The 9007-nt window shown below is 67.1% G+C and carries 11 protein-coding genes; 5 read left to right on the forward strand and 6 right to left on the reverse strand.

The window, feature by feature from the left end:
- Positions 1 to 18 precede the first annotated feature (18 nt).
- Both K5Q19_RS14995 and K5Q19_RS15000 read left to right on the forward strand, forming a co-directional pair.
- Positions 19 to 870 (forward strand): SDR family NAD(P)-dependent oxidoreductase, encoded by an 852-nt coding sequence (locus K5Q19_RS14995; RefSeq protein WP_292946782.1) that lies wholly within the window; start codon positions 19 to 21, stop codon positions 868 to 870.
- Positions 867 to 1760 (forward strand): alpha/beta hydrolase, encoded by an 894-nt coding sequence (locus K5Q19_RS15000; protein WP_292946754.1) that lies wholly within the window; start codon positions 867 to 869, stop codon positions 1758 to 1760. Before K5Q19_RS14995 ends, K5Q19_RS15000 begins: the two co-directional genes overlap by 4 nt.
- 168 nt (positions 1761 to 1928) lie before the next feature.
- Here K5Q19_RS15000 and K5Q19_RS15005 read toward each other — a convergent pair whose 3' ends face one another.
- From K5Q19_RS15005 to K5Q19_RS15015, 3 genes are all read right to left on the reverse strand, one after another.
- On the reverse strand, positions 1929 to 2420 hold the full coding sequence (locus tag K5Q19_RS15005) for a GNAT family N-acetyltransferase (RefSeq protein ID WP_292946757.1): 492 nt from the start codon (positions 2418 to 2420) through the stop codon (positions 1929 to 1931).
- A complete protein-coding gene (locus K5Q19_RS15010; RefSeq protein WP_292946759.1) occupies positions 2420 to 3091 on the reverse strand; it encodes an HD domain-containing protein in 672 nt (223 codons plus the stop codon). Before K5Q19_RS15010 ends, K5Q19_RS15005 begins: the two co-directional genes overlap by 1 nt.
- A 73-nt stretch (positions 3092 to 3164) precedes the next feature.
- Entirely contained in the window at positions 3165 to 4211 is a 1047-nt protein-coding gene (locus K5Q19_RS15015; RefSeq protein ID WP_292946762.1) for a DUF2332 domain-containing protein, read from the reverse strand.
- A gap of 59 nt (positions 4212 to 4270) precedes the next feature.
- On the opposite strand from K5Q19_RS15015, the gene hisG reads away from it, so the two are divergent.
- From hisG to nusB, 3 genes are read left to right on the forward strand one after another with little or no spacing between them, the layout of a single operon-like run.
- Positions 4271 to 4942: an ATP phosphoribosyltransferase gene (gene hisG / locus K5Q19_RS15020; RefSeq protein WP_292946765.1), complete on the forward strand. Its 672-nt coding sequence runs from the start codon at positions 4271 to 4273 to the stop codon at positions 4940 to 4942.
- Positions 4942 to 6228, forward strand: a complete 1287-nt coding sequence (hisD, locus tag K5Q19_RS15025) for a histidinol dehydrogenase (RefSeq protein ID WP_292946768.1) — start codon at positions 4942 to 4944, stop codon at positions 6226 to 6228. Before hisG ends, hisD begins: the two co-directional genes overlap by 1 nt.
- Positions 6225 to 6677: a transcription antitermination factor NusB gene (gene nusB / locus K5Q19_RS15030; protein ID WP_292946771.1), complete on the forward strand. Its 453-nt coding sequence runs from the start codon at positions 6225 to 6227 to the stop codon at positions 6675 to 6677. Before hisD ends, nusB begins: the two co-directional genes overlap by 4 nt.
- Before the next feature lie 170 nt (positions 6678 to 6847).
- On the opposite strand, the gene fghA is transcribed toward nusB, so the two are convergent.
- From fghA to K5Q19_RS15045, 3 genes are all read right to left on the reverse strand, one after another.
- The gene (gene fghA / locus K5Q19_RS15035) at positions 6848 to 7705 is read right to left on the reverse strand and encodes an S-formylglutathione hydrolase (protein WP_292946774.1); all 858 of its coding nucleotides are present in this window, start codon (positions 7703 to 7705) and stop codon (positions 6848 to 6850) included.
- A 12-nt stretch (positions 7706 to 7717) separates the two neighbouring features.
- Positions 7718 to 8092 (reverse strand): VOC family protein, encoded by a 375-nt coding sequence (locus K5Q19_RS15040; protein WP_292946777.1) that lies wholly within the window; start codon positions 8090 to 8092, stop codon positions 7718 to 7720.
- A gap of 116 nt (positions 8093 to 8208) precedes the next feature.
- Positions 8209 to 8784, reverse strand: a complete 576-nt coding sequence (locus K5Q19_RS15045; RefSeq protein ID WP_292946780.1) for a TetR/AcrR family transcriptional regulator — start codon at positions 8782 to 8784, stop codon at positions 8209 to 8211.
- Between the last annotated feature and the right edge of the window lie 223 nt (positions 8785 to 9007).

Below are 9007 nucleotides of genomic sequence, written 5' to 3' on the forward strand. Positions count from 1 at the left end.
CAAGAGGGAGAGACGTACATGGCATTTGCCGGAGAGGTGGCGTGGATCACCGGGGCATCATCGGGGATCGGCGCGGCGATGGCCCGCGCGCTGGCGGCCGATGGCGCGCATGTGATCCTGTCGGGCCGCAACGCCGATGCGCTCAACGAAGTCGCGGCGGACTGCGCCAAGGGCAATGCTACCGCGCTGGTGCTGCCGTTCGAGGTGACGGACCACCCGGCGGGCCTTGCCGCGGCGGAGCAGGCCTGGGCATGGGCGGCGGAGCGCAGCGGCGGGATCGATATCCTGTTCAACAACGCCGGCATTTCGCAGCGCAGCCTCGCGGTCGATACCGATTACGCCGTCTATGAGCAGATCATCGCGGTCGATCTCCTCGCCCCCATCGCGCTGACGCAGGCGCTGCTGGGCCGCATGGTCGCGCGGGGCAAGGGCCGCATCGCCATGGTTTCCAGCGTTGCGGGCAAAGTCGGCGTGCCGCTGCGCACGGCCTATAGCGCGGCCAAGTTCGGCCTGATCGGTTATGCCAACGCGCTGCGCAGTGAAGTGACCGGGGCGGGCCTCGAGGTCCACGTCATCGCGCCGGGATCGGTGCGTACCAATGTCTCGCGCAATGCGCTGAACGCCGATGGCAGCCGCCGCGGGGTGAGCGACAAGGGCATCGACGGCGGCATGGACCCCGAGGTCGCCGTGGCGCAGATGCTGGCGGAAATGGCCGAAGGCAAGCGCGAGATCATCGTCGCGACCGGGTTCGAGCAGATGATCGGCGAGGCCTGCCGCACGCCCGACGCAATCTTCGACCGCATGGCGAAGATGGTCGCCGACGGCTATGCCACGAAGATGGAAAGCCCCAAGGCGGAGACCACCGAATGAGCATGGACATGACCCGCGTGAAGCTCGCCAATGGCATCGAGCTCGATGTGGTGGATGTGGGCCCGCGCGATGCGCCGGCGCTGCTATTCCTCCACGGATTTCCCGAATCGCACCGCACCTGGCGCCACCAGATCGCGCACCTTTCCGGCCGCTTCCGCTGCATCGCGCCCGACCAGCGCGGCTATCGCGGTTCCTCCAAGCCCGAGGGCGCGGAGAACTACACGCCCGACAAGCTGATCGGCGACATCTTCCTCCTCGCCGATGCGCTCGGCGTCGGGCAGTTCACCGTGCTCGGCCACGATTGGGGCGGCGCGATTGCCTGGGGCGTCGCGCTGATGGGGCAAGGGACGCGCGTCACCCGCGCCGTCGTTGCCAATGCGCCGCATCCGGGGATCTTCCAGAAGCTGCTCTATCTCGATCCCGTCCAGCGCGGCGCGAGCCAGTACATGCGCGCGTTCCGCGATACCGCGCACGATCCGCTGGTGCGCGAACACGGCCTTGGCGCGCTGCTGATGCAGGCGCTTGACTGGGGCGACAAGGCGCCGGTCATGGAAGAGGCAGAGCGCGCGGCGCTGCTCAAGGACTGGTCGAACCCAGACAGCGCGATCGCCATGCTCAACTGGTACCGCGCAAGCCCGATGGACGTGCCGACCATGGACGCGCCCTTTGCGCTGCCCGAAGGCTACGCCCCGCCACCGCTGCCGCCGCTGATGATCCCGACGCTGGTGATCTGGGCAATGGAGGACATGGCCCTGCCCCCCGCCAACCTTGAAGGGCTGGACGCACTGATCCCGAACCTGACCGTGGTGCAGGTGCCCGATTGCGGCCACTTCGTGCCGTGGGAAGCGCCGGAGAAGGTCAACGCCGCGCTGGATGCGTTTCTGGGCTGAAGCACCTTGTCACCCGCGAGCGTAGCGAAGCATTCGAGGGCGGTGCGCACTACCGCTCTGGATCCCCGCCTTCGCGGGGATGACGAATGAAAGAACGGGTCGTCATCCCCGCGAAGGCGGGGATCCAGAGCTTCAAGGCGTCATGGTCGCGGGTGACGAGGTTTGGCGTCAGCCAAGCTCCAGCCGGTAGAAATGCGTGTCGACCGGCATGCGCGGGAAGCCTTCCGGCAAATTGCCCGGCGCGACAGCCACGAAACCGTTCTTCTCGTAGAACCGGATCGCGGCGTGGAGCTTCGCCACGGTGCCGAGCGTGATCCCGGTGATACCCTTGGCGCGGGAATGCTCGATCAGGATGTCCAGCAGCCGCGCTGCCACCCCCAGTTCGCGCCCGCGTGCTTTGGCGGCGACGAACATCTTGCGCAGCGCGCCTTCGCCCGTGCCGAAGCCGATCAGGCCGATCGTGCCAACGATGCGCCCCGCCATCTCCGCCACCCAGAACCCGCCGGTGCTGGACTGGTAGACCTCGGCCACCGCGCGCAGATCGGGCTGCTCCTCGGCGGTGACGGGCACGGCAAATTCGCCCTGCTGGATGGCAAGGATATGCGCGATGACCGCGTCCTCGTCGGCCTTGGCGTAGGGCCGATAGGTGATCGCTGACATCAGAGCGTCTTGAACCCGTCGGTCTCCGCCGCGAGCGTCTCCATCCACTTGGCAAGGAGATCGCGCTTGGCCGGCATCAGCGCCTTGCCGGCGGGCGAAAGCACGCGCGCGGGCACATCGCGCAGGTTTTCCTTCAGCATCGGCAGGACAGCGGGTCCATCGGGCTGGCCGCCATTCGGGTCCGCCAGCGCCATGATCCGCGCCGCGCCGATTGCGCCGAGCCAATCAAGCGCATCGGCATCGTGGAGATAGAGCGATTCGGGGACCGTCGGCGTGCGGTAGTACATGTGCTCGCGGATCGCGGCCTGCACCTTCGGCAGCTTCGCCATCGGGAAACCGGTGGGCGCGAGGACCTCACCCACTAGCTCGGCGGCGACGTCCGAATGGTCGAGTTCAACCTTCTCGTACGGCTTGAACGCCGCGATATCGTGCAGATAGGCCGCCGCGAAGAGCACATCATCATCAAGCGCGACCTTGTCCGTCGCCGCCATCGCCTTGGCGAGCGCATAGTCACGGTCCGAATGCGATGTGCCCCAGGCCGGGTGCTTGCAGTGCTCGATATTGAACGCGCGCACTTTGGTGCGCCAATCGAGCGGCGGGGAATCGGCCAGGGCATCCGCCGGGGCAGCGGCGAGCGCGAGGGCGGCAAGAAGCAGTTTCATCGGGCGCATGGGGGGACTTCTCCGAAGATTTCTTGCGAGGCTAGCATGCGCGGTGGCAGGCACAATTGGTCAATGCGGCCAATCACGCCGCCCCGTGCCAGGCCACCCACGCACCATGCGCATGCGCCTCGCCCAGCAGCACCGGCTCGCCACCGCCCGGCCAATAGCGGACGGTCAGTTCATGCCGGAACGTCTCGCGATTGGTCTCGAGCATGATCCACGCGAGCCGCTGGCCCGCTTCACCCGCCCGCGTGATCGCGCTGGTGATCCGCGCGCGGGTTTCCGGCGGCAGATATTGCCACACGATCGAGTGGTAGAACACGCGCGTGGTTCCCGCTTCCAGCGGCGCGGCGAGGCGCTGGTCCACCCAGTCGCCAGCGTCCATCTGCACCAGATCCGGCGCCCGCTCGCTCGCCAGCCGGATCGCCGCATCGATGCGCGCCATGCGCTCGGTCACTTCGGCCCAGACGTAGCTTTTCAGCCGCAGCGCCGAGGCGGGATCGGCAAGGTTCACCGGCGCGCGGTCGCAGCCTTGAATCGCGGTGATCTCGACCGGAGCGGCGATCGGCGCAGGTCCACGCCACTCTGGCTTGATCCGCATCGGCGAGTCCGCAGGGCCGACCTCGGTCCCGCCGAGATCGTAGTGATACCGCTCCATCATCGTGTTGACGCCCGCGCTGGCGCCGAGCTCGTTCATCTCGAAGCGCGGCCCGGTGCGCGGGGAGAGCCACAGCAGCGCGGCCATGATCGAGGCCGAGCGGCCCGCCTCGTTGGTCTGCGGCGGGCCATCGAGCCAGGGCAGCAGCGCCGCATCATGCCGGCGCGCGAGGTCCACGATCAGCGCATCGACCTCGGCCTGATCGGTAACCTCGCCGCGATAGACCGCTGAAAGGCGCGTATCGGCGCCTGACAGCACGAGATGATGGAAGCCGCCCGCCAACCGCAGCGGCAGCGCATCCTCGAGCGGAATGCCCGGCCAGTTCGCCAGCCGCCGCCCGGTCTCGGTCTCGCCGGAAAGCAGAGTCAGCTGCGCCCGAACCACCAGCGCGGTGCACGGCGCGCCGTTGTTCGCCGCATGGTCCGCCTGCCAGGCAATCGCCGCGGCAACATCGTGCGCATCCATCACCATGGCATCACCCGTTCCATACAGTTGCCCTTTCCGGCCCTTTGCCATAGGGGCTGCGGGCCATGACCGCGCCCGCCCCTATCGTTTTCGCCCTGCCCAAGGGCCGCATCCTCGACGAAGCGCTGCCCTTGCTGGCGGACGCAGGTGTCGTGCCCGAGGCGGACTTCTTCGACAAGGCCTCGCGCAAGCTGAGCTTCGCGACAAGCCGTGCCGACATGACCATCATCCGCGTGCGCGCCTTTGATGTGGCGACTTTCGTGGCCCACGGCGCTGCACAGGCCGGGATCGTCGGTTCGGACGTGATCGACGAGTTCGACTATGCCGATCTCTACGCGCCGGTCGATCTCGATATCGGGCACTGCCGCCTCTCGGTGGCCGAACCCGCCGCCGCGGTCGAAAGCGGCGCGACAGCGCGCGAGAGCCACGCCCGCGTCGCCACCAAGTATCCCAGCCTCACGCGCCGCCACTTCGAGAAGCTCGGCGTCGCCGCCGAAGTGGTGAAGCTGAACGGCGCGATGGAGCTTGCGCCTTCGCTGGGCCTCGCCAGCCGGATCGTCGATCTTGTCTCCTCCGGCCGTACCTTGAAGGACAACGGCCTTGTCGAGACCAGCCGGATCATGCCCGTCTCGGCGCGCCTCATCGTCAACCGCGCCGCGCTCAAGACCGATCCGGCCCGGATGGGCGCGCTGATCGATGCTTTCCGCGATCTGGTCGCGCGCCGGAAAGCCGCCTGATGCAGCGCCTCCACACCCGTGACGCCGGCTTTGCCGCAGCATTTGCCGCCGTCGTCAGCGACCGGCGCGAAAGCGACGCCGATGTGGCGCGCGATGTGTCAGCCATCCTCGCCGATGTGCGGGCACGGGGTGACGAAGCGCTCGCGGACTACACCGCGAAGTTCGACGGCCACGATCTGGGGGAAGATTGGCGCATCCCGGCCGAGACCTGCCGCGAAGCCTTCGACGCGCTTGATCCTGCCCTGCGCGCCGCGCTTGAACTCGCGGCAGAACGCATCCGTGCCTACCATCAGGCGCAGTTGCCCGAAGACAGGGACTACACGGATGCCGCCGGCGTCCGCCTCGGCGCGAAGTGGCAACCGGTCGATGGCGCGGGGCTCTACGTTCCCGGCGGGCGCGCGGCCTATCCCTCCTCGCTGCTGATGAACGCCATTCCGGCCAAGGTCGCCGGCGTTGGCCGTCTCGTTGTCACCACGCCCACCCCCAAGGGCCAGATCAATCCGCTCGTGCTCGCCGCCGCGCACCTAGCCGGTGTCGATGAAGTCTGGCGCGTCGGCGGGGCGCAGGCGATTGCTGCGCTGGCCTATGGCACGCAGCGCATCGCCCCGGTCGACGTGATCACTGGCCCCGGCAATGCCTGGGTCGCCGAAGCCAAGCGCCAGCTTTACGGCGTCGTCGGCATCGACATGGTGGCGGGGCCTTCCGAGATCCTTGTCATCGCCGATGGCCGGAACGATCCGCAGTGGATCGCCGCCGATCTCCTCAGCCAGGCCGAACACGATCCTGCCGCGCAAGCGATCCTGATCACCGATGATGCAGCCTTTGCCGATGCCGTTGCCGCTGCGGTCGAGGCCGAGATCGCGCTGCTGCCGACCGCTGCCGTCGCCCGCGCCAGCTGGGATGCGCATGGCGTGATCATCGTGGCGGGTTCGCTCGATGAAGCCCCCGCGCTCGCCAATGCGCTGGCCGCAGAGCATGTCGAGATCGCAACGGACGATCCCGAGGCGCTGTTTGCCGGCATCCGCCATGCCGGCTCGGTCTTCCTTGGCCGCTACACCCCCGAGGCCATCGGCGATTATGTTGCCGGGCCGAACCACGTGCTGCCCACCGGCCGCCGCGCGCGCTTTGCCTCCGGGCTCTCGGTGCTCGATTTCATGAAACGCACCAGCTTCCTCAGCGTCGGCGAAGGCTCGCTCGGCGCCGTCGGCCCGGCTGCGGTGGCGCTGGCCGAGGCGGAAGGGCTTGCCGCACATGCCCGCTCGATCGAATTGAGGCTTGGAATATGACTCGCTCGAAGGCCCCCAATCGATCTGCCGCGCGGCTCGCCGCCGTGCAGGCGCTCTATCAGCTCGAGATGGAAAAGCCCCAGCTCCACCTGCTGCTGGACGAGTTCCACATGCACCGCCTCGGCGCGGAGATCGAGGACGACCAGTACCTCGAGGCCGATATCGCCTTCTTCGACGATGTGGTGCGCGGTGTCGCCGCACGGCGCGATGAAATCGATGCCGCGCTGACCCGCCGCCTCGCCGATGGCTGGTCGATCGCGCGGCTCGACCGCACGATGCTGCAGATCCTGCGCGCCGGCGCCTACGAGCTGATGGCGCGCGCCGATATCAGCGTCGGCACGGTGATCGGCGAGTACCTCGATGTCGCCCACGCCTTCTTCGACGCGCGCGAGACGAAGTTCGTCAACGGCCTGCTCGATGCGGTGGCAAAGGACGTGCGGGCGAAGTAACCGCCCCCTCGGCAGAGCCCCTATCTCGTCATTCCCGCGCAGGCGGGAATCCAGAGCCCCCACCCAGCGCCAACCGCTCTGGATTCCCGCCTGCGCGGGAATGACGAAGTATTTGGGTGGAGCTCGGCTTTCAGCCGACCATTAGTCTCGTCCTTGCGAGGGCTGCGAGACTACAGCCGCGTCGCGTGCCAGCGGATGTGATCGTCCATGAAGGTCGAGATGAAGTTGTAGCTGTGGTCGTAGCCGTCCTGCAGACGCAGCGTCAGGTTTACACCCGCCGCCTTGCACGCCGCCTCGAACAGTTCGGGCCGCAGCTGTTCGGCAAGGAAGCCATCCGCCGCGCCCTGATCGACGAGGATGTCGCCAGCGGGACGCTTGCCGTCTTCCACCAGCGCTGTCGCATCGTGCGCGCGCCAAGTGGCGCGGTCCTGGCCGAGATAGCCGCCGAGCGCCTTGTGGCCCCACGGCACCTGTCCGGGCGCGACGATCGGCGCGAAGGCGGAGAGCGACTTGAACTTCTCCGGGTAGGTCAGCCCGATGGTCAGCGCGCCATGGCCGCCCATCGAATGGCCGGTGATGCCCATGCGCGCCGGATCGATCGGGAAGTGATCCTCGATCAGCGCGGGGAGTTCATGCGCGATGTAGTCCCACATGCGGTAGTGCGCCGCGAAGGGTTCCTCGGTGGCGTTCACATAGAAGCCTGCGCCAAGGCCGAAATCGTAGGCGCCCTCCGGATCATCCGCCACACCATCGCCGCGCGGGCTGGTGTCGGGGGCGACGAAGATCAGGCCAAGCTCGGCGCAGAGGCGGCGGTACTCGCCCTTGTCGGTCACGTTGGCGTGGGTGCAGGTGAGCCCCGAGAGATAGAAAAGAACCGGAAGCTTGGCCCCGCTTTCCGCCTGCGGGGGCAGGAAGACCGAAAAGGTCATTCCTGTCCCCGTCGCGGTGGACTGGTGCCGATAGACGCCGAGCGTGCCGCCATGGGCCTTGCTGGTCGAAACGGTCTCGAACGTGGAATCAGGCGCCATTGTCCGTGTGCCTCAGCTGCCGATCACGTGCAGGGCGCACAGCTTGTTGCCATCCGGATCGCGGAGGTAGGCAAGGTAATAGGGCGAACCTTCGCGCGGCCCCGGCGGGTCTTCGCACGAGGTGCCGCCATTGGCGCAGCCCGCCGCGTGCCAGGCATCGGCCTGCTCGGGCGTCATGGCAAAGCCGATGGTGCCGCCGTTGGCGCCGCAAGCTGCCTCGCCGTTGATCGGCTTGGTCAGGATGAAGATGCCGCCGTTATGCATGTAGACGAGTCGGCCGGCCGGATCGATGATCCCGGCAGGGCCGCCGAAGGCCGCGAACGTGGCATCGTAGAACTTCTTCGAGCGCTCGATATCATTGCTGCCGAGCATGACGTGCGAAAACATGGCCTCTCCTCTTTTAGTCAGCCTTGTGCCCGTTCTCCGGTCGAGGACAGTGCGGGTGCGGTTTGCCCGCGCGGAGGGGATGCGGTCAAGGGGCGAGCAGGCCCTTGCGCGAGAAATCAGGCGGGCCGGTCACGCCGCGAAATGCCTCGCACGAAGATGCCCACGGCATGCCGCACCTGCCGTTCGATCTCGGCTTCGTCGGGCGGGGGAATCAGCCCGCTGGAGACCCGCAGGTGGATATCCCCGCGCACCATGCCGAGGAAGTGCTCGGCAGCAAGGCGAGGATCGGGACAATCGATCAGTCCCTCGGCATGGAACCGGGCGAGAGCCGGCGTCAGCACCGAATAGGCCGCCTCGGGCCCATAGGCGAAGAAGGTGCGAGCGACTTCGGGAAAGCGCTCGGCCTCGGCCAGGACGGTGCGGTGAATCACGATGGCATCGGGCTGGCACAGGCGGCTGAGGAAGACCTTGCCGAAGGCGGTGAGCAGCGTCGCGGGATCTGTCGAACTGTCGGCAAGCTCCTCCAGCGGCCCGATCACCGCCTCGCACTTGCGCTGCATGACCGCCTGGAAGAGCTCCTCCTTGGACGTGAAATACTTGTAGAGGGTAGCCTTGGAACCGCCCAGCTTCGCGGCGATCGTCGACATCGACGTGATGCCATAGCCCTCAAGGGCAAAGGCCTGCGCTGCCACGGCGAGGATGTTTTCTCGCCGTTCATCAGGGCTTTGACGCCCCAGCCTCCCCTTGGCCAATGTCTCGCTAGTGACCATTCCGTACACTTATTCACTTGACACCGGCAAAGCAAGCGATCATCTCGTTAGTGACCGAACCGTACTGTCATGAGAACACCGGGAATAAAAGGGGCCACGGATCGGCCGGTAGCACCGGATTAAAAATGGGCCAGTCCTGCTAGAC

The organism is Novosphingobium sp. (genome assembly GCF_019748365.1).
In the GTDB taxonomy this organism is placed as follows: Bacteria; Pseudomonadota; Alphaproteobacteria; order Sphingomonadales; family Sphingomonadaceae; genus Novosphingobium.

Excerpts from the sequence above, each read along its gene's own strand:
- K5Q19_RS14995 (WP_292946782.1), top strand. The coding sequence starts at position 19 with ATGGCATTTGCCGGAGAGGTGGCGTGGATCACCGGGGCATCATCGGGG.
- K5Q19_RS15005 (WP_292946757.1), bottom strand. The coding sequence starts at position 2,420 with ATGTCAGCGATCACCTATCGGCCCTACGCCAAGGCCGACGAGGACGCG.
- nusB (WP_292946771.1), top strand. The coding sequence starts at position 6,225 with ATGACTCGCTCGAAGGCCCCCAATCGATCTGCCGCGCGGCTCGCCGCC.
- K5Q19_RS15040 (WP_292946777.1), bottom strand. The coding sequence starts at position 8,092 with ATGTTTTCGCACGTCATGCTCGGCAGCAATGATATCGAGCGCTCGAAG.
- hisD (WP_292946768.1), top strand. The coding sequence starts at position 4,942 with ATGCAGCGCCTCCACACCCGTGACGCCGGCTTTGCCGCAGCATTTGCC.
- K5Q19_RS15015 (WP_292946762.1), bottom strand. The coding sequence starts at position 4,211 with ATGGTGATGGATGCGCACGATGTTGCCGCGGCGATTGCCTGGCAGGCG.
- hisG (WP_292946765.1), top strand. The coding sequence starts at position 4,271 with ATGACCGCGCCCGCCCCTATCGTTTTCGCCCTGCCCAAGGGCCGCATC.
- K5Q19_RS15010 (WP_292946759.1), bottom strand. The coding sequence starts at position 3,091 with ATGCGCCCGATGAAACTGCTTCTTGCCGCCCTCGCGCTCGCCGCTGCC.
- fghA (WP_292946774.1), bottom strand. The coding sequence starts at position 7,705 with ATGGCGCCTGATTCCACGTTCGAGACCGTTTCGACCAGCAAGGCCCAT.
- K5Q19_RS15000 (WP_292946754.1), top strand. The coding sequence starts at position 867 with ATGAGCATGGACATGACCCGCGTGAAGCTCGCCAATGGCATCGAGCTC.